The 21,594-nt window shown below is 68.9% G+C and carries 19 protein-coding genes and 1 pseudogene; 10 read left to right on the forward strand and 10 right to left on the reverse strand.

The window, feature by feature from the left end; genetic code table 11:
* Positions 1–100 precede the first annotated feature (100 nt).
* Positions 101–502, forward strand: a complete 402-nt coding sequence (locus CV1CTNOD_RS02210; protein ID WP_242606298.1) for a hypothetical protein — start codon at positions 101–103, stop codon at positions 500–502.
* A 188-nt stretch (positions 503–690) separates the two neighbouring features.
* On the opposite strand, the gene CV1CTNOD_RS02215 is transcribed toward CV1CTNOD_RS02210, so the two are convergent.
* Positions 691–1,422 carry a M50 family metallopeptidase gene (locus tag CV1CTNOD_RS02215; RefSeq protein WP_131784505.1) on the reverse strand — a complete coding sequence of 244 codons (732 nt, stop codon included), beginning with the start codon at positions 1,420–1,422 and terminating at the stop codon, positions 691–693.
* A gap of 369 nt (positions 1,423–1,791) precedes the next feature.
* Here CV1CTNOD_RS02215 and CV1CTNOD_RS02220 point away from each other — a divergent pair, with 369 nt between their 5' ends.
* Positions 1,792–2,838 (forward strand): hypothetical protein, encoded by a 1,047-nt coding sequence (locus tag CV1CTNOD_RS02220; protein ID WP_165485275.1) that lies wholly within the window; start codon positions 1,792–1,794, stop codon positions 2,836–2,838.
* Positions 2,835–5,078 carry an ArnT family glycosyltransferase gene (locus CV1CTNOD_RS02225; RefSeq protein ID WP_131784507.1) on the forward strand — a complete coding sequence of 748 codons (2,244 nt, stop codon included), beginning with the start codon at positions 2,835–2,837 and terminating at the stop codon, positions 5,076–5,078. The genes CV1CTNOD_RS02220 and CV1CTNOD_RS02225 overlap by 4 nt, the downstream gene beginning before the upstream one ends.
* A gap of 170 nt (positions 5,079–5,248) precedes the next feature.
* On the opposite strand, the pseudogene CV1CTNOD_RS02230 reads toward CV1CTNOD_RS02225, so the two are convergent.
* The 4 genes and pseudogenes from CV1CTNOD_RS02230 to CV1CTNOD_RS02245 all read right to left on the reverse strand — a co-directional run.
* A pseudogene (locus CV1CTNOD_RS02230) lies at positions 5,249–5,533 on the reverse strand (GNAT family N-acetyltransferase); the annotation flags it as partial.
* A 216-nt stretch (positions 5,534–5,749) separates the two neighbouring features.
* A complete protein-coding gene (locus CV1CTNOD_RS02235) occupies positions 5,750–6,754 on the reverse strand; it encodes a phosphotransferase (protein WP_131784509.1) in 1,005 nt (334 codons plus the stop codon).
* Between the two features lie 729 nt (positions 6,755–7,483).
* Positions 7,484–7,852, reverse strand: a complete 369-nt coding sequence (locus CV1CTNOD_RS02240) for a hypothetical protein (protein WP_131784510.1) — start codon at positions 7,850–7,852, stop codon at positions 7,484–7,486.
* A 51-nt stretch (positions 7,853–7,903) separates the two neighbouring features.
* Complete coding sequence (locus CV1CTNOD_RS02245) at positions 7,904–8,605, reverse strand: helix-turn-helix domain-containing protein (RefSeq protein ID WP_131784511.1); 702 nt, start codon at positions 8,603–8,605, stop codon at positions 7,904–7,906.
* A gap of 237 nt (positions 8,606–8,842) precedes the next feature.
* Here CV1CTNOD_RS02245 and CV1CTNOD_RS02250 point away from each other — a divergent pair, with 237 nt between their 5' ends.
* A complete protein-coding gene (locus CV1CTNOD_RS02250) occupies positions 8,843–9,466 on the forward strand; it encodes a site-specific integrase (RefSeq protein ID WP_131784512.1) in 624 nt (207 codons plus the stop codon).
* On the opposite strand, the gene CV1CTNOD_RS02255 is transcribed toward CV1CTNOD_RS02250, so the two are convergent.
* The 3 genes from CV1CTNOD_RS02255 to CV1CTNOD_RS02260 are packed head-to-tail and all read right to left on the reverse strand — an operon-like array spanning position 9,459 to position 11,970.
* Positions 9,459–10,676, reverse strand: a complete 1,218-nt coding sequence (locus tag CV1CTNOD_RS02255; protein ID WP_242606306.1) for a Mu transposase C-terminal domain-containing protein — start codon at positions 10,674–10,676, stop codon at positions 9,459–9,461. The two genes, CV1CTNOD_RS02250 and CV1CTNOD_RS02255, sit on opposite strands and share 8 nt — an antisense overlap.
* Positions 10,628–11,215: a hypothetical protein gene (locus CV1CTNOD_RS25335; protein ID WP_207386135.1), complete on the reverse strand. Its 588-nt coding sequence runs from the start codon at positions 11,213–11,215 to the stop codon at positions 10,628–10,630. The genes CV1CTNOD_RS02255 and CV1CTNOD_RS25335 overlap by 49 nt, the downstream gene beginning before the upstream one ends.
* Positions 11,212–11,970 (reverse strand): TnsA-like heteromeric transposase endonuclease subunit, encoded by a 759-nt coding sequence (locus tag CV1CTNOD_RS02260; RefSeq protein WP_131784540.1) that lies wholly within the window; start codon positions 11,968–11,970, stop codon positions 11,212–11,214. The genes CV1CTNOD_RS25335 and CV1CTNOD_RS02260 overlap by 4 nt, the downstream gene beginning before the upstream one ends.
* Positions 11,971–12,546: 576 nt before the next feature.
* Between CV1CTNOD_RS02260 and CV1CTNOD_RS02265 the strand changes: the two genes are divergently transcribed.
* The 4 genes from CV1CTNOD_RS02265 to mtnC all read left to right on the forward strand — a co-directional run bounded on the left by CV1CTNOD_RS02265 (position 12,547) and on the right by mtnC (position 17,236).
* The gene (locus CV1CTNOD_RS02265; RefSeq protein ID WP_242606300.1) at positions 12,547–14,013 is read left to right on the forward strand and encodes a class I SAM-dependent methyltransferase; all 1,467 of its coding nucleotides are present in this window, start codon (positions 12,547–12,549) and stop codon (positions 14,011–14,013) included.
* A gap of 45 nt (positions 14,014–14,058) precedes the next feature.
* Positions 14,059–15,678, forward strand: coding sequence for a protein kinase domain-containing protein (locus CV1CTNOD_RS02270; RefSeq protein ID WP_242606301.1), 1,620 nt, complete (start codon positions 14,059–14,061; stop codon positions 15,676–15,678).
* A 187-nt stretch (positions 15,679–15,865) separates the two neighbouring features.
* A complete protein-coding gene (locus CV1CTNOD_RS02275) occupies positions 15,866–16,450 on the forward strand; it encodes a 1,2-dihydroxy-3-keto-5-methylthiopentene dioxygenase (protein WP_131784514.1) in 585 nt (194 codons plus the stop codon).
* 39 nt (positions 16,451–16,489) lie between these two features.
* Positions 16,490–17,236: an acireductone synthase gene (mtnC, locus tag CV1CTNOD_RS02280; RefSeq protein WP_242606302.1), complete on the forward strand. Its 747-nt coding sequence runs from the start codon at positions 16,490–16,492 to the stop codon at positions 17,234–17,236.
* On the opposite strand, the gene mtnA is transcribed toward mtnC, so the two are convergent.
* On the reverse strand, positions 17,214–18,476 hold the full coding sequence (mtnA, locus tag CV1CTNOD_RS02285) for an S-methyl-5-thioribose-1-phosphate isomerase (protein WP_207386136.1): 1,263 nt from the start codon (positions 18,474–18,476) through the stop codon (positions 17,214–17,216). The two genes, mtnC and mtnA, sit on opposite strands and share 23 nt — an antisense overlap.
* Before the next feature lie 63 nt (positions 18,477–18,539).
* Between mtnA and mtnB the strand changes: the two genes are divergently transcribed.
* Entirely contained in the window at positions 18,540–19,205 is a 666-nt protein-coding gene (gene mtnB / locus CV1CTNOD_RS02290; protein WP_242606303.1) for a methylthioribulose 1-phosphate dehydratase, read from the forward strand.
* Positions 19,206–19,525: 320 nt separating this feature from the next.
* On the forward strand, positions 19,526–20,731 hold the full coding sequence (gene metK / locus CV1CTNOD_RS02295) for a methionine adenosyltransferase (protein WP_131784516.1): 1,206 nt from the start codon (positions 19,526–19,528) through the stop codon (positions 20,729–20,731).
* Positions 20,732–20,752: 21 nt separating this feature from the next.
* Here metK and CV1CTNOD_RS02300 read toward each other — a convergent pair whose 3' ends face one another.
* Positions 20,753–21,535, reverse strand: a complete 783-nt coding sequence (locus tag CV1CTNOD_RS02300; RefSeq protein WP_431607054.1) for an SAM-dependent methyltransferase — start codon at positions 21,533–21,535, stop codon at positions 20,753–20,755.
* Between the last annotated feature and the right edge of the window lie 59 nt (positions 21,536–21,594).

Below are 21,594 nucleotides of genomic sequence, written 5' to 3' on the forward strand. Positions count from 1 at the left end.
CATCATATTATTTAATCGTGGAAACTTCCGGCGCAGGACACTAGAGGCGTTGCCAGCGAGCACCTTCCCTGGATGGGACGTCGCTAGGGCAGCCGTCCACGTGAGCACCGTAGCCGACGCCGTAGCCGGCGACCGACTGATCCACACAGACCTGCACGCCCATCAGTTCATGATCGAAGAATCTCGCGTCTGGGTGGTCGACTGGGGCTGGCCAGCCCAGGGTGCCGGTTGGGTGGACGCCGCATTCATGGTCATCCGGCTTGTCGGCGCGGGACATCCCCCGCAGCTAGCTGAGCAGTGGGCGGCCGGGCTGGCCTGCTGGGCTGGCGTGACCGACGACGGCCTGAGCGCCTTTGCCTCTCATGTAGCCGGGCTGTGGAGCGTGCGCGCCATGCAGGCGGGTACGCGCGCCGCGCAGAACCGGGCAGCCATGGCGCGCAGGTACGCGATCTGGCGCCTTTCCGGACCCGCCGTCGACAGGACGGCGTGGTCAGGCCGATGACTGGTGTTGTTGTCGGCATAGCACGACAGTGTTTCTCAGGGCGGATCCGCAGCTTGATCATGTCCTGGCTGCGCCGCCCGGTGCCGGGTATCCGGGCCTGCGGGTATCCGGGCCTGCGGGCAACACAGGTCGTCAGCCGGATCCCCGCGTGACCGGTAAGGGCGGCCAGGATGGTCAGCTCAAGACGGTCAGCTCAGGAGCAGGGCTGTTCCACGGAACAGGCACAGGACACCGAGCAGGCCGAAGCCGGCAACCCAGATCCCGCCGGGGATGCCCGTGAGCTCGGCCATGGCGTCCGCATCCGATGAGGACGGTCCGTTCCTGCGCTGCCGGCGCAGGTCGAGGACGGATCGGGGCCCGGACAGCAGCAGGAACCAGGTGAGGAAACAGGCGAGCACGCTCTGCGTCCCCGCGGACGCCGAACGCAGCGCCAGCACGACCACCCCGGCGGTCGTGCTGACGAGCATGATCCCAAAGTTGTTGCGGATGACGAGGAAGAGCGCGGCCAGCGCCACGACGGTGAGCATCAGCGTCGCTGTGACGTGGCCGGCGCTGAGCAGGGCTGCCGCGCCCAGTCCGAGTACTGACGGCGCGGTGTAACCGGCTGCCGACACGAGGAAGCTGGCCACCCGGCTCGGTCGTCCGTACGAGCCGGTGAGACCGGAGGTGTCCGAGAACAGCCATACGCCGAAGACCCAGTACCCGAGCAGGTAGGCGACGAGCGCATGACCACCCTCGTGCGCGATGGTGTCGAGATGACCGCTGTTGCGCCAGGTCCATCTGGGCGCGACGGCCGCAAGCGCGGCCAGGCCGGTCAGCACGACGATCCACTGTGGCGCGGCCGCGCCGTCCACCACATTGATCGCCAGCTCGGTGGTTGCGGTCATGGCCGTGTCCGTGCTGCCGGTATCGATGTTCATGACGCTCCCCGATGCGACTGAACCTGTATGACTCCTTGTGAGAGTGCTGTGAGGTGGATTTATGTTCTGCTCATCACACAAGTTGCTCACAAAAAGAGCAACGGAATATCCATCGGACAACTGATGGTCAACTTAATTTCGATCATGATGGGGGAGAAGATGTTGACCCGGGGTCGCGCCGAGGCAGGACCGCGTCGGGGCGTACGGCGTGCTGCCGGTACGGCTGTCTGGAAGGCCCAGGTCCCCGTCGCTCGAGGGAGAGAAGTCCTTAAGCTGCGCCGATAGGCACGATCTACAAGGAAGTCCCCAGGTTCCTGAAAGCTTTCCCTCAGGCGTGACAGCGACGGTATGCATATGACACGTGTGTGGTTGAGTCTGGGGCTCCCCGCAGACCCGGGCATGATCGCGGAAGCGCTCGGGCCCGATTATGACGTTCTTCCTCCGTCGAGCGAGCCGCCGTTCGAGGAGTCGCCGCCGGCCAGTCCGGCCAGTCCGGCTGGCTCGGCCAGTCCGGCTGGTGACGGGCTGTCCTGGATGCAGCCACCGATTGCGACGGTCCGGACGATTCTGGTTGTGACGATGTACGACCGGGAACTGCTGCCGATCCTTGCGACCAGGCCGAGTGACGCCGTTGTGGTGCTGGTCACGCCACCTGGTGCCGATGTCCCACCGGAATTCGGGGCACAGGCACGAGCTGATGTGATCGGCCCCGCGTCGTCGGTCGCAAATGTGGTCGCGCTGGTCCACGCCGCGCCATCGGAGGTGCCTGGGTCCCCTCCGGTGACCGCGCCGTGGTGGGTTGGCTCGGGCCAGCCGGCGCTGCCCGCCCCCGGTGGCCCCGGTGGCCCCGGCACGGCCGTGGGCACGGCCGCCGCCGGCGCGGTGGGCCGACGGCCGGGTGGAGCCGGCGGCTCCCATCGGCGGCGCAACGGACTGATCGCGGCCGCCGCGGTGATCGCCGTGGTCCTGGGCACCGGCGCCGCCGTCCTAGCCGCCGGCGTGGGGACGGACAGCACCCGCCAGGCCGCAGACCGGTTCTTTGCCGCGGGCGAGTTCCCCGGCGACGGGACGGGATACGGCCGGATCCCCTCCGGCGGATTCGGGGAAGGCCGCGGCCGATACGGCGGGTTCCCAGGCGGCGGGGGACCGCAAGGCCGCCCCGGGCTGGCGGTTGACCAGAGCAAGCTTCAGGAATGCCTGCAGAGCAAGGGTGTCACGGTTGACGGCGGCAACGCCCCGTCACGTCCGGACTTGACGGACCCCAAGGTCCGTGAGGCGTTCCGGCAGTGCATCGTGCAGCTGGGCGGCGGTTCCGGTCTTCCGGACGGCGGCCCCGGCGGGTCGGGCGGACCCGACGGACCTGGTGGATCCGGTAGGTCGGGCGGTAACGCTCCCACTGGCCTGATCACACGATGAGCACGAGCGTCGGCGGCCTTGACTGGACCTCGGTCGACACCAGCGCCGGGCCATCCGCCCCCGAACAGGAGACACCGCGACAGACGGCGGGTCGGCCACCGATCCGACTGCCCCGACCACTGCGGGGACGTATGGCGGACCCATGGTGGATACGCCTGGCACTGCTCGTCCTGCTGGCCGCCACTGCCGTCGGTTACCTATGGGGACTGGGCGCGTCCGGTTATGCCAACAGTTTCTACGCAGCGGCGGTCCAGGCCGGCACGCACAGCTGGAAGGCGTGGTTCTTCGGCTCGTTCGACTCGTCGAACTTCATCACCGTCGACAAACCGCCGGCCTCATTGTGGGTGATGGGACTGTCCGGGCGGATCTTCGGTTTCAGTGGCTGGAGCATGCTCGTCCCGAACGCGCTCGAGGGCGTGGCGGCCGTCGGCACCCTGTATCTGGCGGTTCGTCGTTGGATCGGGCCGCGGGCCGGTCTGCTCGCCGGTGCCCTCCTCGCCCTGACACCCGTCGCAGTGCTGATGTTCCGCTTCAATAATCCCGACGCGCTGCTGGTGCTGCTGCTCGTCGTCGCGGCCTACTGTGTAGTGCGCGCGACCGAGGACGGCAGCTTTCGCTGGATTGCGCTGACGGGTGTGGCGATCGGTTTCGCCTTCCTGACGAAGATGATGCAGGCGTTCCTGCCCGTCCCGGCATTCGGGCTTGTGTACCTGGTGGCCGCGCCCACATCCATCGGCCGGCGGCTGCTCGGCCTGCTGACCGGTGCGGTCGGGATCGTCGTCTCCGCCGGCTGGTACGTGGCGGCCGTCGAGCTGTGGCCGAAGGGCTCCCGGCCTTATATCGGCGGGTCGACCAACAACAGCATCCTCGAGCTCGCCTTCGGCTACAACGGTCTTGGCCGTATCTTCGGCGGCAGTGGGAATCCCGGCGGCAGTGGGAATCCCGGCGGGGGTGCCGGCCGGGCCCTGTTCGTCAACCCGCCCCAGGGCCAGCTCCCACCCGGCATTCCCGCGTACATGAACCAGCTGACGGGTCCTGGTGATGTCGGCGGTCCCGGTGGTGGCATGTTCGGTGGCGGCGGCCGTGGCGGTATGTTCGGTGGCACCGCCGGCTGGAACCGGTTGTTCAACAGCGAGATGGCCACCCAGATCTCCTGGCTGCTGCCGGCGGCGTTGATAGTGCTGGTGGGTGGCTTGTGGGCGACCCGCCGGGCTCCGCGCACAGATCGCGTCCGCGCCGGTCTGCTGTTGTGGGGCGCCTGGACACTCGTCACCGGCGGTGTGTTCAGCTATATGAGCGGCATTATCCACCCCTACTACACGATCGCGGTGGCACCGGGGATCAGTGGTCTGATTGTTTTCGGCGGGACCGCCCTGTGGCGAACACGGGATTCCTGGGTTTCCCGGGTGCTGATGGCGGCGGCGGTCGGGGCCACCGGTGCGTGGTCGTTCGTACTGTTGGATCGCACTCCCGACTGGTACCCGGCCTTGCGGTTCGTCGTTGTTGCGGCCGCGATCGTCGGTGCCCTTGCCCTGCTGGTCGGCCGCCGGCTGCTCACCATCACCGCGGCAGGTGTGGCTGTGGCGGTTGCGGTCGCCCTGGGCTCTCCTTCGGCCGTTTATGCCGTCGAAACCGTCTCGACCCCCCACTCCGGGCCGATCCCCAGCGCCGGACCCGCGACAGCTGGTGGCCAGTTCCCCGGCGGGATGGTTCGCCGGACCTTCGGTCCGAGGAGCGGTCCGACAAACGGTGCGATGGATGGTGCAATGAACGGCCGATCGCAGGACGGCGGTGGTTTCGGCGGTGGTCTCGATGGCGGTGCGACCGCCGACTCCGAAGTCGTCCAACTGCTCAGAAACGGTCAGGAGAGCTATCGCTGGGCCGCGGCGACGTCCGGATCCCAGACCGCCGGTTCGCTCGAGCTGGCCAGCGGTACGGCCATCATGGCGATGGGCGGATTCAACGGTGACGATCCTGCGCCCACCCTGGCCCAGTTCAAACAATATGTCGCAGCCGGCGACATCCACTACTACATCGCGGGCGGCGGTGCCGGCGGTGCCGGCAGGGGAGCCGCACCGGGAGCATCCGCAGGTGCCGTACCCGCGGCGGGCGACGGATCGGACGGATTCGGCGGATTCGGTCGCGGGTTCAGCGAGATCACGTCTTGGGTGGAAAACAGTTTCACCGCAAAGACCGTGGGAGGGCAGACTGTCTACGACCTGACACAGTCGACATCCTGACCGCCGGTGTAGGGATCGCTTGAAAATGAGCAGCAGGTCCTGGGAGTTCGCGCCTATCTGAGCAGCGTCATGGGCCGTGCGGTCGGGATAGATGAGCAGGCGCCGCGGGGTCTTCGCACGGGTTGATCTTCATTGTCAGCTACGGAACGTAGCAGTATCCGGCCTCGCGGCCGCAGGAGACCCGCAGCGGTTGGCCGGAACCCGCATCGCTCGTAGAAAGGCTCGAGATGTGGTTCGTAGTCGACGTGCAGCCACTCGGCACCGCGTGCCCTCGACTCGTCCGCGGCAGCCCGCACCAGACGTATCCCGAGCCCTTGGCGGCGCTCGTCCGGGTGCACGGTCGTGTCCAGGATGAAGGCGTGCACGCCGCCGTCACCGGCGACGTTGGCGAGTCCGACCAGCCATTCTCCGCGACGTGCCGCGATCCACGTCAGACTGCGAGCCAGCACCGGTGTAGGCGCCCGGGTTGATCTAGCAATTCCCGGCAATCTTTAGCACCTTCCTGGCAATTGCCAGGTACAGCGGGCATCGAGGAATCACCCGGCACCGCGCCATCCGGCGAAAGATCAACAATGGGACCTACGCCACGGTCGCCATGACGGTCCCCGTGGCCAGGGTGAACTGCGCGGGGCCGCTGCCTCCATACCCCCAACGGCTGCGACCGTCCGTGGCTACCGACGAGCCCTCGAACCAAGGCCGCGCTCCTGTAGCCAACGCAGGGAGGCGACGCCGAGCGCGGAAGCCATCGCGATCAAGCTGGGGTCGGCTGATGGGTCCGCCGTCGTGACCAAGCGGAGGAGGAAGCCGGAGTGCGCGGCCAACAGGACGTCGACGTGACGCGGATCGACGTCCTTGATCAGCGGGTGGTCACGGGCGTACTGCTCCGGGTCGACGCCGTCGATCGACGCGCTCGACAGCAGCGTCACGACATCGCAGAAGGGAGCGCCGATCCAGGCGTGCGGCCAGTCAACGGCGGATACACCGTCGACGCCCAGCAGGATGTTGAACCCATACAGGTCACCGTGCAGGAGCGTCCGGCCTGCCAGGTCCCGGTCCGCATCCGCCTCCAACGTGACCAGGTCGTCGATGCGGTCAGCGGCCCAGGGCGTGATCGCGGCAAGGCACGCCAAGGCCCCACCCCCAGCGCTCTGCGCCAGTGCCCGCCACCCACCGAGTCGCGGCGCAGCCAAGAGGGCCGGGTCGACCGGCGCGGGGGTGAGGTCGGTGCTCAGCGCGGTCAAGGCGTCGAGGACGCGACTCAGCTCGCCGTGCCGCCACGGCCGGCTGGGAAGCCGGCCCTGGATCTCGGCGTAGATGCCGGCGACCCACACGCCGTCGTCGTAGGAGTCCACGAGCCGAGGCACAGGGGCCACCGCTGGCAGACGGGCAGTGATCGCGATCTCGCGGAGGTGGAACTCGGCAACCGCGGACGCTCCCACACGGCTGGCCGCCTTCACGAAGACCCGACGACCGTCCGCCAGAGCCAGCAGTGACGCGAGCCCCTCGGAGAACCCTCCAGGCTGGCTCACCGCCCCGATCACCGACGCGCCCACACATGACTCAATCCCGCGGCGAACCTCAGGTGGCAGTTCCTGCCACAGGATTCGGCGCTTACCTGTACGGCTCAGCGACCGGTCGGCAACCGGCGGGTCGCCCTCACCGCGAGCCTCAGCCATCGCCTCCGCTACCTCCTCACCCTTGTGTCTGCCCGATCCGTTGGTGTTCAGGGTGTCACGCAGCCAGATCGGCGGGCCGCAGACGGAGCGGCGCCGGGGGCGATGAGGCGGGCTTCGACGTAGTCGTGTCCTTGTTTCTGGCGGCGGGCTTTGAAGGCGGCCCGGTCATGCACGACGGACCGTCGGGCGGCAGAGGGCGGGGACGCCGCGACCGGTGTAGGCGGCGGTCGAGGTCCTCCAACGACGACGACCCGCATCCCCGGGGCCGGCTGTCATCGAGATGTGAGGCCACACCTTCACGCAGAACTGCCACCGGAACCCGGTAGGTCAGCACTGCGCCTAGCGCCACGAAGTCTGGGAAACCCCGGCAGGAGGTCACCGACGGAAGATCAACGGAGGAGCCTGCAACCGGCGCAAACGACCTAGGTCTGTGGTCCGGCCACGACGCGCCGAACAGCTCGTTGAGTTCGGCGTCCCTCAGATCGGGACACACTACCAGCACTGCGCTGTCAACCTGAAACGGATCATCGGGCGCCATGCAAAGCAGCCTGCCAGGTGTAGGGGTCGGGTGAGCATGGCCAGCCCGAGCTGCCCAGATGGCCTTGTTGGCCAGCCGGGACGTCCCTAGGTTGCGGCTATTTGGCCGTTTTCGGTGCTCGCTGGTCGCCTCGGTGCCAGACCTCGGAGTAAAAGTCGAGGGTCCTGAGCGAGCTTCTCGCTGGTGGAAGGTCAGGTTGGCCAGTCGAGTTGCGAGTCGGGGATGCCATGGGAGCGGCCGTATTCCTCGGCATCGGCGCGCCCCTGTGGGTCGCCCCGTCGGTAGCGGATGATCCGGTTGGGGAACACGATGAAGGTCTCCTGTGCGGTATGCAGGTCTATATACCACACGGGCGCGTCGTCTAGGGCCTGGCTTAGCTGATTGGCCAGGACCTCGGCCCAGGCGTCAGCGACGTCGAAGTAGATCAGCGTCCAGACGGGTGGCTGATCGGCGGTGGCGTTCCCCGGCGCCGATCGTTGGATCTTCCGGACGATGAGCGACAGGTCGTCCAAGATTGTCCCGACGCGGAGGCTCTCCGCGATCAGTACTCCGGCGGCCACGGGGCGGTTCCCTGGGGTCAAGATCAGGTCTAGCTGGTGGGTCCGTCTAGCCTATGTGTGGGCCGTGGAGCGATCGTCGTGACCTCGATGCTCGTCGAGTAGCGCGAGGGCGGGTTGGACGTCGCGGGCGAACTGTTCGCCGGCCGCGGTGAGGGTGATGGTGCTGTGTTCGGGGCCGTGGTGGAGGAGTTCGGCGCCGACGGCGTGTTCGAGCCGGCGGATCTGGGCCGTGAGGCTGGGTTGTTTCGTGCCGAGGGCTCTGGCCGCCTGGTTGAGGCTGGTGTGTCCGGATGTGGCCAGGAGGCGTCGGATGCGTTGTTCGGCTTGGAAGCCGGTGAAGGCGGCCCAGACGGTCGGCGGGAACGCGTCGGGGCCGCCGTGGGCGCCGAGGACGTGGCGGCCGCGGGCGCCGCGCTGGGTGTGGATGCCGATGCTGTGGGCGTGGACGCTGAGGTCTTTGCCGTGGATGCCGAGTTCGCCGGCGATGTCGTGGAGGGAACGGCGTTTGTGTTCGTATTCGTGGCGGAGCCAGGCCGGGTCGAGGGTGGCCAGGACGTCTCGGGTGGCCGGTCGGGCGAGTCCGGCTTGAACGAGGAGCCGGCTGATCAGAGGTGGTGGGCAGCGAGTCGTTTTGACGATCTGATGGGGGCCGAGGCCCTGGGCGACATAGGCGCGCAGCTGTTCGGTGCTGGGCGGGTGCGGCGGGTCGGTCGGTGGGGCCGCTGGGGTGTGGGCTGGTGTCCCCGGGCCCATTGGGCGCCGCGGGGCACCGAGTCGGGGTCGGGTCCTGGCCAGCGGACGGGGCTGACCCAGTCGACGGGGGGTTCCCATTCGAGGGGCTCGCGGATGTTGGCGTGGGACAGGATGCGGCGGCCCTGGTGGTGCAGGTAGTCATCGAGCTCTGCGGGGAGCCGGCGGACGAAGTTCGTGTAGAAGCGGCGGTCGGTCGCGGCGAGGCGGCCGGGTGGGGGCAGATGGTGGGGGGTTCGCGTGTCGGGCCCGCTGGCGGTCTACGCGGACGGCTACGCGACCTGGCTGTCCGCGCAGGGTTACGCGGTCAGCGTCGTCGCGGTGCATCTGCGGCTCTTGGTGCAGGCCGGCCGGTGGCTGTCCGCGCACGGGGTCGCCGTCGCCGCGCTCGACGAGAGCGCCGCCGAGCAGATCATCGCCTGGCGGCACGCGGCCGGGCGTTCGTTACGGGTGCGGGCTGGCCGTTTCGGTCCGCTGCTGGCCTTTCTGCGCAGCGTCGGCGCAGTGCCGCCGGCCGCCGCCTCGACACCGTCGGCGGACCCGGTCGAGGTCCTGTTGGCCAGCTATGCGGCCTATCTCGCCCGCGAGAGGGGACTCGCGGCGAAGACCGTCGACCGCGACGTGCGGACGGTGCGGCCGTTCCTGACCGCCCAGCTCGTCGACGGCCGTCTTGATCTTAGCCGGCTGACCGCGGCCGAAGTCGTCGCGTTCGTCCGTGACCTGGCGCTGAGCAACCCGGCCCGGGTGGTCCGGGAAGTGGGCGGGTTGCGGTCGCTGCTGCGGTTCCTGCACGTCAACGGGATCGTCGGCGGGGACCTCACTGTCCGGGGGCGGCCAGCAGCGCGCGGGCGTGCCGTCAGGTGAAGTCCGCGAACGGCGCCGACATCGAGCCCAGCCGGGTCCACGGAACCGTGATCCAGCCGCCCTGCCGGGAGTCACGGACCCAGACGTGGGACAGGTCGTAGGGGTCGTGGTGGACCTCCCAGAGCCCGCCCCTCGTCTCGACGCCCGACGGCTGGCGACGGTAGGGATCCAGCTCCACGCAGTCGTAGGTGCGGTAGTCGATCCGGATCCCATAGTCGTTGATCTTCCGCCATTCCACCGGCAGCAGCTTGACGTAGTCGTCACCGTCCAGGCAGACCGGCAGATATCCGGACCGGGCCACCAGCAGCGCGTATGCCTCGTTCGGCGAGAGCGCCCGCCCCGACAGGAACGGGGTGCGTAGCCCGTCATGAGGACGGGTCTGCCAGCAGGTAATCATCCATTCGGCGAACAGGTCCGCCAGTTCGGGCAGGGTCCACGCGGCCTCGACGTCGGCTCCCCGCTCGGTGACGTTGGACCCGACATAGCCGGCGACGTGCTGGCAGAACAGTGTGTTGATCGAGGAGAAGGTCCGTTCGACGACGCCCTTGTCCGTCGGGGTCGCCGGCCTCGCCGGCTGCACCGAGACACCCAGCGTCCGACACGCCGTCAGGAACGTCTCGGAGACGAACACCCTGCCGTGATCGATCACGATCGTCTCCGGGACGATCACCGGTTTCGCCGTGGCGTGTTCAAGGCGCGCGTCGAGGCCCATCAGGCGGGCGTGCGGGATCAGCGACGCCGACATCCGCAGCGCGTCGATCCAGCCCGGTCGCAGCGGTTCGGGCACCAGCATCCGCGCCAGCAGCAGCGCCGCGTCCACCGCCTTCGTTCCCGCCGGCCGTAGCACGGCGGCGCAGATGCCGCGGGTGGCGACATCGACCGCGATTGTCAGCTCGACCCGGCCGGTCACCCCGTCGTCGAGGACCGCGAGCACGTCCAGCGGGGTGGTGTCGATCTGGACGATCTCCCCCGGCCTGGCTGCCGTCGTCGGGGTGAACGGCGCTTCCGGCCGTCGTGCCTGCGACCTGCGTGTGGTGGCCTGGCCGAAGCTGTGCTGTCCATGGGCAAGGTCGTTGATCAGTCGGTAGAACGTCGAGCGCGGGGGAACCGGCACCACGCCCTCGCCGTGCCGTTTCGTCAGGAGCCGTTCGACCTGGCGCATCACCCGGCCGCGGGTGCCGGTCGAGGCGTCCTCCTGGGCCGCGAGCATCTCGTGCACCGCCGCGACCAGCCGCTCGTCGCACCGCTTAGCCGCCGGCGCCGAGCCGCGGGTCGCCCGGCGATCGACCAGACTCCCTGCTCCCGCCACCGGGTCCGCATGCGTCTCAGCGTCGCCTCCGACACCGCCGTGCCCGCGGCGGTCAGCTCCGCGGCCTTCGCCGCGATCCGTTCCTGCAGCGTGCGCCAGGCCGGATCAGGCTCCGGACGCGGTCTCGTCCCTTCCGGCGCGTCCGGTGGGACACCGGTCTCCACCTCGGTCAGGTGGCGTTCGAAGAACCGGGCCCGCGCCAACACACCCTCCGGGACGGTGTCCAACAGTCCGAACGGCGGCAGACCCGGAGCGTCAGGCCCGGACTCCAGCAGCTCGAAGCCCTCGGAACCGACCAGATACGAGAACATCACCAAGGACACGACCTGCCGCTCGTCGACCAGCGTGACCGCCGTTCCAGCCAGCCCGGCCACCGTCTGCACCCGCCCCTCGGCGCGGACACGGTCGCCGACCCGCAAGACCCCGCGCGGCCCGCTCATGCCCGCCCGCTTCGGCGCACCAGCGTCCGATCGCTTAGCGGCACGGACAGGTCCGCTGTCAGCCGCCCGCGCCAGAGCAGGTGGAACACCACCGGCAGCACGGCGATCGGATCGCCGACCGTCGCGGCCTGCCTCGTCAACGGCGCCGGCACCGCGAACGCGGTGGCGACCGCGGCAGTCAGACCGGAAGGCTCGCCGAAGCGGGGATGCCGGTAGCCAGCCAGCCAGCGCAGGTTGGTCACCCGCGCCCCGTCGAGATAGCCGACCAGCCGATACGACCACCCGGCCTGTTCACACGCCCGCCGCGTCGCGGCGAACGACTCCGCCGACCGCGCATCGACCAGGTCCACCGGCCGGCAGTCCACCACCAGCCCCGATCCGTCCGTCGCCCGCGCGAAGTAGTCCGGCGCGTGCGACCGCGCGCCGCCCGGCGCACTGTCCCGCCACCGCAGCCAGAACGGCTGCGACGCGAACCCCACGACCAGCGGGTCGAAGTCGAGGAGCATCGCATGGTCACGCTCCAGCCAGGACTCGAACCAGACATGGCGCCCCATCGTCGCCGACCAGTACAACCCCGGGAAGTGCCGCTGCCCCCGGTAGGACGGAAAGTCCCGAACCGGAGCGACGTCTTCAAACGCGATCGTGCTCACCGACGCGAGCGGCCGGCGCACCTCCCGGTCGCTCTCCACCCACAAGAGTTCGAACTCCCCGACATCCGACGACGTCACACCTTGCGTGTCCACCACGTCACCCATGGGCGCATGCCTGGCACGCGCAAGATCCAGTGAGAAAAGCCAGCTCAACCGAGACACGCAGCCACCACAAGAGCGACAGACCGGGCATGTCGGCCACGCACAGCTCAGATCATCCGGGAATCGGCCAGGTCCGACACGGCTTCGCGAGAAGGTCCCGACCTCACCGGGAACGGACAACTACGAGTGACTGCTCAAATAGCTCGCGGCCCACTGCTCATGTAGTGCTCAACTACGAGGCCGAATGCTCATCTATCCGCGATCCCTACAGCCGGGCATCCCGGCCGGCGATGCGTTGCGCGGGCTCATCGGCAGCACACCGGTAATGATGGGTGCAGGCTGCACAGTGGATGAGCTCTCGACGGGAGCTCTCCACGGATCTGGATACGGCCTGCGCGGAGGTGTATGCCGGTGAGTCAGTGCGACGATGCTATGTCCCGAACTGCCGAGTTCCGAACTGCCGGGCCCCGAACTGCCGAGTCCCGAACTGCCGGGCCCCGGACGGACGTATCCCGGTACACGGCGTTCCGAAACGCCGCGTACCGAAACGCGGCGCCGGACACCGCGGTGGCCCGTACGGTGGCAGACATCCTGAACAGTCTGGTCGGGCCGAAACCACCGGTGCGGATCCAATTGTGGGACGGGTCGGGCTTCGGGCCGCAAAGCGCGACTCAGGTGGTGGTCCGTACGCCCGAGGCGATGCGTCGGGTGCTGTTCCGCCCGGACGAACTGGGCTTTGCGCGGGCATATGTCGCTGGCGAGATCGATGTCGAGGGCGACATCTTCGACGCTCTCGAGCTGCGACACCACCTGGGATCGGCGCGACCGACCCGGGCGGTGCTGCGCGGCGCGGCGGCCCTGCTCCGTCAGTTCGGGCCGCTGCCCCCGCCGCCGCCCGCGGACGAGGCGCGGCTGCGCGGACGCCGGCACAGCCGACAGCGCGATGCCGACGCCATCGCCCATCATTACGACCTGTCCAACGCCTTCTACCGACTGGTGCTCGGTGCGTCCATGACGTATTCGTGTGCATTGTGGGGGGCGTCCGGCCCGGGCGCGGAGCCGGACACGGCACCGTCCGGCCCGGAGGCGGACGCGGTGCTGGGCGCGGCAGCGTCCAACACGACACCGCTGGACACGACACCGCTGGACGCAGCCCAGGAGGCCAAGCACGAGCTGGTCTGCCGCAAGCTCGGTCTGCGGCCCGGGATGCGCATGCTCGACGTCGGATGCGGATGGGGCAGCCTGCTGTTGCACGCGGCCCGCCACCATGGGGTGGAGGGAGTAGGTGTCACCGTCTCCCGGGAGCAGGCGGACCTCGCCAGGCGGCGCATCGCCGACACGGGTCTGGCCGACCGCCTGGAGATCCGGCTGCAGGACTATCGGGACGTCGCCGACGGCCCGTTCGACGCGATCAGCTCGGTCGGGATGGTGGAGCACGTCGGCGCCGCGATGCTGCCGGTCTACTTTCGCAACCTGTTCAACCTGTTGCGGCCGGCGGGCCGGCTGCTCAACCATGGAATCGCCTTTCCCGGTGACCCGGCCGGTCAGGCACGTAACCGCCCGCGGCTCGGTCCGCTGCCCCTGCCGGCCGGGCGTGACTTCGTCGCGCGGTACGTTTTTCCCGACGGGGAGTTGCACGAGGCCGGTGCGATTGTCAGCGTCATGCAGGCAGCCGGTTTCGAGCTCCGGCACGTCGAGAACCTGCGCGAGCACTACGCCCTGACGTTGCGAGCCTGGGTGCGTAATCTTGAGGAGCGTTGGGAGGCGGCCGTGGCCGAGGCCGGTGAAGGCCGAGCCCGGGTGTGGCTGCTGTACATGGCCGGCTCCGCGTTGATGTTCGAAGCTGGTCAGGCGCAGATCCACCAGGTGCTGGCGGTGCGACGCGCCGGCGGGCGGGCGGGGATGCCGCTGCGCCCACTGTTCGACAGCCAGCCGTACAACAGCCCACTCCACGACAGTCAGCTGTACGACAGTCCGCTGTCCGATACCCCGTCGCAGCGGCCGTCGTTGCGGAGCCGACCTGCTCGTCCGGCCCCGGATGGGTGACGATGGGGCTATGAGCAGGCGTGTATCGGTGCGGCGGCGGCAGACGTGACGTTGCCAGGTCGTGCCGGGGGTGGGGCGACGGCGCAGCCGCTGGAGCCGCTGGACGTGGGTGATCCGGCGTCCGTCGGCAGGTACGTGCTGGACTTTCGCCTGGGCAGCGGCGGTATGGGCACCGTCTATCTCGGGCGTGACACCCTCGGCCGGCCGGTCGCGGTCAAGGTGATCCGCTCGGAGCTCGCCGCCGAGCTGGACTTCCGGGAGCGGTTCCGCCACGAGGTGGCGGCGGCGCGGCGGGTATCGCCCTTCTGCACCGCCTCTGTGCTTGACGCGGACCCGGACGCGAACCCGCCGTACCTGGTCACCGAGTACATCGAGGGACGGCGTCTGGACCGCGTGGTCATGGAGGACGGCCCGCTGCCGGCGTCGACCCTGACCGGTACCGCGATCGGCGTGGCCACCGCGCTCACGGCCATCCATCGCGCGGGGATCGTCCATCGTGACCTCAAACCGGCCAACGTCATCATGTCCCTGTCGGGACCGAGGGTGATCGACTTCGGTATCGCCAAGCCCGCGGGGGTGGTGTGGCACGACCTGGACCGTGGGATGATCTTCGGGACGTCCGGATGGATGGCGCCGGAGCAGATCCTCGACCACCCGGTCGGCCCGGCCGCGGACATCTTCACCTGGGGTCTGCTGGTCGCCTATGCCGGCACCGGCCGGCATCCGTTCGTCGAACCGGGGCGTTTCGGACCGGAGGCCGATGCCGACCTGGGTGCCCGGATCGTGAGTGAGCCGCCGGATCTGGCCGGTCTCGCCGAGCCGCTGCGCCGGATCGTCGAGACCGCGCTGACCAAGGATCCGCGGTCTCGGCCGGCCGCGCGTGACCTGCTGCTCCGCCTGGTCGACGGCAACGCCGACGTGAACGCGTCAACGCCGATCGACCAGGTACTCGGCCGGACGCAGCAGATGGCGGCAGCGGTCCCACCGCCGACCTGGGTCGGCTCCCCGGCCTTCCCCACCGGTTACCCGGCCGACCAGTTCGGCCAGCCCGCGCAGTTCGGCCAGCCCGCCGGTGCGCCGCATCTCTGGTACCCGAGCGCGCCGCCGCCGCGACAGCGGTCCCGCCGGTGGTGGCTGCTCGCTCCCCTGATAGCGCTCGTGCTGCTGGTCGGCTGGGTGGTCCTCAACAGCCTCGGCGGAAACGACACGGGCGGGCCTTCCGGCGCCATCCCCACCAGCCAGGCAGCTACGCCCTCACCGTCGGTGACGGCGATCCCCGGCATCGGTGTCCCGGTCCGGGACGGCCAGCTCCAGTTCACCGTGACGAACGTCCAGTGTGGTGTCGACGAGCTGAAGGTCGGGTTCTTCCCCAGACACCCGGACGGCCAGTACTGCCTGGCTGCGGTGACAGCCAGCAACATCGGCGGTTCGGACCGGACCCTTTCGTTGGCCTCGCAGAGTCTCTACGACACCGCCGGCGCAAGGCACGGCTCCGACCAGTTGCTGTCCCGGGCGGCCTTCTCCAACGAGCTCTGGGGGAACATCTCCGAGGGCGAGACGGTGAGCGGCACCTTCGTCTTCGACATTCCCGTCGACGCCACACCCGATCATCTGGAGCTCCACGACGGTCCGTTCAGCGGCGGAGTCACCGTCCCGGTGCGATGACGGATGCCCGGCGGACGGATCCTTCACGATCGAACGAGTTGCCGGACGTCTACGCCGTCCACACCGTGGGCCACATCCATCGCACGCCGGTGTGTGGACCGCCAGCGGTGGCGCATCTCCGGCTTCACACTGGGACTGCGGAACCGTGGAACAACGCCCGTCACAGACACGACCGGAGGAGCCCCTGATGGCGCATCTCACAACCTGGCCCGACGGTGACCCGGGGCGGGTGCTGCGCGACACCGACCGACCGGACGAGATCCTCGCTGCCCTCACCTCGATCGGGGTCCGGTTCGAACAGTGGGCGACCGTGGAGCTCTCGCCCGGCGCCGGCCAGGACGCCGTGCTCGCCGCCTACCGCGAGCACGTGGACAAGGTTGTCGCCGAGCAGGGTTTCGTCCTCGTGGACGTGGCGGCCCTGCATCCGACCGGGGCGCCTGACTGGGCGGCCACCGCCGCCGCCGCGCGGGCGAAGTTCCTTGCCGAGCACACCCATGCCGATGCCGAGGTGCGCTTCTTCGCCGACGGCGCCGGCATTTTCTACCTGCACATCGGTGACGAGGTCCACGCGGTGCTCTGTGAGGCGGGCGACCTGCTGTCAGTGCCGGCCAGTACCACGCACTGGTTCGACATGGGCGCCGATCCGTCGTTCACCGCGATCCGCTTCTTCCACGATCCCGACGGCTGGGTTGGCGACTTCACCGGCAGCGACATCGCCTCCCGCTTCCCCGACTTCGACGCACTGCACACCGTGGCCACCGCCTTCCGATGATCGATATCTGGTGACCAGTGCCCGACGTACGGTGACCGGATGATGTCCGATGTCCGATGTCCGGTGACTGATGCCGTCGCCGTCACCGCCGAGGCGGTTGTCGTCGACATCGAAGGGACGACCAGCGCAACATCCTTCGTCGTCGACACGCTCTACCCGTACTCGCGGGCGCGGTTCGGCGCATGGATCGACGGCCATTCCGAGCATCCGGACACTCGCCGTGCGCTCGCGCAGGTCCGGGAGCTGATCGGTGAGCCGGCGGCGGACACCGCCCGGGTCGTCACGGCGCTCGGTACCTGGCTCGACGCGGACGAGAAGGTCACCCCGCTCAAGACATTGCAGGGTCTGATCTGGGAAGCCGGTTTCGCCGTGGGTGAGCTGACCTCCCATCTGTACCCGGACGTGGTTCCCGCCCTGCGGTCCTGGCACGATGCCGGGCGCCGCCTCTACGTCTTCTCATCCGGATCAGTCGCCGCGCAGCGCGCCTGGTTCGCACACACCCCCGCCGGCGACCTGCTCGGTCTGTTCAGCGGGCACTTCGACACCGAGACGGCCGGTCCGAAACGGCAGCCGCCGTCCTACGCCGCAATCACCGCGGCGACCGGGGTTGCACCGGAGTGGACGGTCTTCCTCTCGGACCTCGTCGACGAGCTGGACGCCGCCCGCGCCGCCGGCTGGTCGACGGTCGGTGTCCGCCGGCCGGGTGAGCCGAACCACGATCGCGGTGTAGGCGATCATCCGGCGGTGAGCGGCTTCGACCAGGTCAGGATCCTGCCGCCGGCCTGACCGAGGGATCGCCGCCACCCGTCAAGGGACCGCAGCCGGCCGAGGGATCGCTGCCGGTCCACCGGGGTGCGCTGCCGGTCCGGGAGGCGCCGCCAGTTCGGGACATGCCGCCAGTCCGGGGATTGGTGCCGGCCGGGGGTGGCGTGAGTGGCTCCGGACGCTGACCACGTGCGACCTCGACGATCCCGTGTTCGGTGACGAGCGCGTCCACCAGGCTCGCGGGCGTCACGTCGAAGGCGGGGTTGTGCGCCCGGGACCGCGACGGCGCGACCCGCGATCCGGCATGGCTGAGCACCTCCTCGCCGTCCCGGAGCTCGATCGGGATCATGTCGCCCGACGCCGTCGCGGGGTCGACGGTCGACGCGGACGCGGCCACGACGAACGGGATCCGCGCGTACGCGCAGGCCAGCGCCACCCCGAGGGTGCCGACCTTGTTGGCGACGTCGCCGTTCGCGGCTATCCGATCGGCGCCCACGACAGCCGCGTCGACAAATCCGCGCACGATCGTCCCCGCGGCGGCGGCATCGACCTGCACCAGGTGGGGGATGTTCTCGACATCGAGTTCCCAGGCGGTCAGGCGGCTGCCCTGCAGCAGCGGCCGGGTCTCGTCCACATAGACGATCTCTAGTTCGCCGCGGGCGTACAGCTCGCGGACGATGCCCAGCGCTGTCCCCCAACCGGCGGTCGCAAGTGCCCCGGTGTTGCAGTGGGTGAGGATACGCAGCGGCCGGCGGCCGGTTCCGCCACTGGTATCGCTGCTGCCGCCAGCGGTGTCAAGGGTCGTCCCGCGGGTGGTGCCGGCGGTACGGGCCGTGTTGCGCAGTAGCCAGTCCGCGCCGTGCACGCCGATCGCCCGATTCGCCCGTTCGTCCCGTTCCAGCAGGTCGCAGGCGTATGCGAGTACCGCGGGTATCCCGTGGGCAAGCCGTTGGTGGGCAGCGTCCACGCCGAGAGCAAGCGCGAGGGCGGTGGGACGGGCGTCGCGGATGCGTCCGATGGCTTGGGCGAGGGTTGCCGCATCCCAGTTCTCGTGGTCGGCCTGGGCCGCGGCGAGGGCCACCCCGAACGCGCCGGTGGCGCCGAGGGCGGGAGCACCGCGGATGACCAGCCGCCGGACCGCGCCGACGAGCGCGTCCACGTCGGTGACGTCGACATGGACGACTCGCCCCGGCAGTGCGGTCTGGTCGAGAAGGCGGATGCCGTCCCCCGTCCAGGAGACAGGTCGGCCGACAGGAGTCATCTACAGCACGATATGCCGCCGACCGGGGTCGGTCGGGTACGTCCGGCGGCAGGATTGCGGGTCGTGGAGACCGTCAACCCGGGCACCGGTGATCCGGTGGGCGCCGGTGACGTTGGCACCGACAGGTGGCCGGTCGGTCTGCGTGCCGCGGGCGAGGCGTTGGCCCGGGAGGCTGCGCGCTACGCGTCGTTCGGCTGGATGCGGGCGACCTCGGGGAACCTGTCGATCGTGCTGTGTCGTGCCCCGCTGCGGCTCGCGGTCACCGCGAGTGGCCTGGACAAGTCCGAGCTACGCCCTGAGGACATGGCCGTGGTCGACGCCGCGGGCGCCCTTCGGCCGGTCGGGCCGACCCGACAGCCGTCGGCCGAAGCCGCCCTGCACGCGCGGCTCGCCGAAGTCGCCGGTGCGGGTGCGGTCGTGCATGTCCACACGATCGCGTCGGTGCGGGCCGCCGACCGCTGGCCGGGCGGCGTCGAGTTCGAGGGCCTGGAGATGCTCAAGGCGCTGGGACGTGCCGCTGACGGTGACCGTGTCCGGATCCCGGTGGTGAGCAACAGCCAGAACATGACCGATCTCGGTGACCGGATGATCGCGATCCGGGATCCGGGGACTCCGGCCGTGCTGGTCGCCCGTCACGGCCTGTATGTCTGGGGGGACGATCTGACCGCTGCGAGGCGCCACACCGAGGCCGTCCAGTGGTTGCTGGAGTGGGCGCTCGCCAGCGGGTGAACGAAAAAGCACTTTCGCGGGAAGTATCAAGAAAATTTACGTGATTCAAGTCACAGTGTCGATGATGTTGACGATCTCGTGATCGGCGTGTGAAAGTCGATACCGTGTATATCCCGGTGGCGCTCGTAGCGCGGGCCCATATTGATTTCGCCGGGGCGAGTTCGGCCATCTGTACGGCTTCCTGAGTCCGTCCCGCCACTGTCTTCGGTCCGGACCGGTGTGGTTCGCGCCGACCATCCGATATGTATGTATATATATGTATGTGTGGTCGGCAAATTCATACAACAGGTGCGTTCCTGCGCATGAGATGAGGTGCAGCCGTGTCCCGTCGACTGTTCACGTCGGAATCCGTCACCGAAGGGCATCCCGACAAAATCGCCGACCAGATCAGCGACGCTGTTCTCGATGCTTTTCTCGCCGGCGACCCCCGGTCCCGCGTCGCCGTCGAGACCCTGCTGACGACCGGTCTGGTGCACGTTGCCGGGGAGGTCACTTCCGAGATTTATGTTGATATTCCGAGTGTTGTCCGCCGAAAGCTCATCGAAATCGGTTACGATTCGTCCGCCAAGGGGTTCGACGGGTTGACGTGCGGGGTGACCGTCTCGATCGGTTCACAGTCGCCCGACATCGCGCAGGGCGTCGAGAACGCCTACGAGTCCCGGGTGGAGGGCGAGCAGGACGAGCTCGGCCGTCAGGGCGCCGGCGACCAGGGCCTGATGTTCGGGTACGCCACGGACGAGACCCCGGAACGGCTTCCGCTGCCGATCACACTTGCGCACCGACTGGCCCAGCGGCTCGCGCGGGTCCGCCGGGACGGCTCCGTGCCCTACCTGCGCCCGGACGGCAAGACCCAGGTGACCATCGAATACGACGGGGACCGGCCGGTGCGGCTGGACACCGTCGTCGTCTCCGCCCACCACGCCGCCGACATCGACCTGGAACAGCAGCTCACACCGGACGTCCGGGCGCTGGTGATCGAACCCGAGCTCAAGCGGGTGGCCGAGCAGAATCTCGGTATCGAGGTGGACGGCTACCGGCTGCTGGTGAACCCGACCGGACGTTTCGAGATCGGCGGTCCACAGGGTGACGCGGGCCTGACCGGCCGGAAGATCATTATTGACACCTATGGTGGGTACGCCCGGCACGGCGGTGGCGCCTTCTCCGGCAAGGACCCGTCCAAGGTCGACCGCTCGGCCGCGTACGCCCTGCGCTGGGTGGCCAAGAACGTCGTGGCGAGCGGGCTCGCCCGCCGCGTCGAACTACAGGTCGCCTACGCCATCGGCAAGGCCGAACCGGTCGGGCTGTTCGTGGAGACCTTCGGCACCGAGCAGGTGCCGGTGCCGGCGATCGAGCGGGCGATCTCGACGGTGTTCGACCTCCGCCCGGCTGCGATCATCCGGGATCTGGACCTGCTGCGGCCCATCTACGCGCAGACCGCAAGCTACGGCCACTTCGGCCGCGAGCTCGCGGACTTCACCTGGGAGCGCACGGACCGGGTCGAGCAGCTGCGGGCCGCCGTCAACTGACCGCAGCGGTTTTGGCGATCGCTATCCGGCGGTCTTCGTGGCGACGCCGGCGAACGCCCAGTCAGTGCGTATGTCGTCCTCGCCCGGATGCCATTGCCAGGTCCGGACGACACCGGGGTCCACCAGTTCGAAGCCGGTGAACAGGCCTTCGATCTGCTGGCGTGAACGGAAGACGGCGGGTGAAGCGGCGCTCTTGTACACCTGTTCGATACGGTCTACCTGATCGGGTGACGGGCCGTCCGTGGTCACATGTGTCAGGGCCAGGTAGGAGCCGGATGCCATCGCGTCCCGGAACACGGAGATGATCCTGGCCGGGTTCTCCTCGTCGGTGACGAAGTGGAAAACGGCGATGAACAGGACGGCGACCGGCCGGGAAAAGTCGATCAGAGCGCGTAACTCGGGGTGGTCGAGGATTGTTTCGGGGCTACGCAGGTCCGCGGTGATCACCGTTGTGGTGGCGTTGCTGGCCAGCAGCGCCCGGCCGTGCGCCAGGACGATCGGGTCGTTGTCGACGTAGACGACACGGGCGTCCGGAATGACCTGCTGGGCGATCTCGTGCACGTTGCCCTGGGTGGGTAGACCGGCGCCGATGTCGATGAACTGGTCGATGCCTGCCTCGGCCAGCCACCGTACGGCACGCCGGAGGAAGAGCCGGTTCTCCCACGCGGCGTCGTAGGTCATCTCCGCGCCTATGACTTCTTTGACCTTCTCGGCGGCTTCCCGGTCGACGGGGAAGTTGTCCTTGCCGCCGAGGTAGTAGTCATACATCCGAGCCGGCGTGGGCTGGTCGGAACGAATGTCCACGGCCGGCCCCCAGCTACCGTCTGGTTCGGGCGTACCGGATCTAAAGGTCCAATGTGTCA

This window comes from Protofrankia symbiont of Coriaria ruscifolia (assembly GCF_900634745.1).
Lineage (GTDB): Bacteria > Actinomycetota > Actinomycetes > Frankiales > Frankiaceae > Protofrankia > Protofrankia californiensis.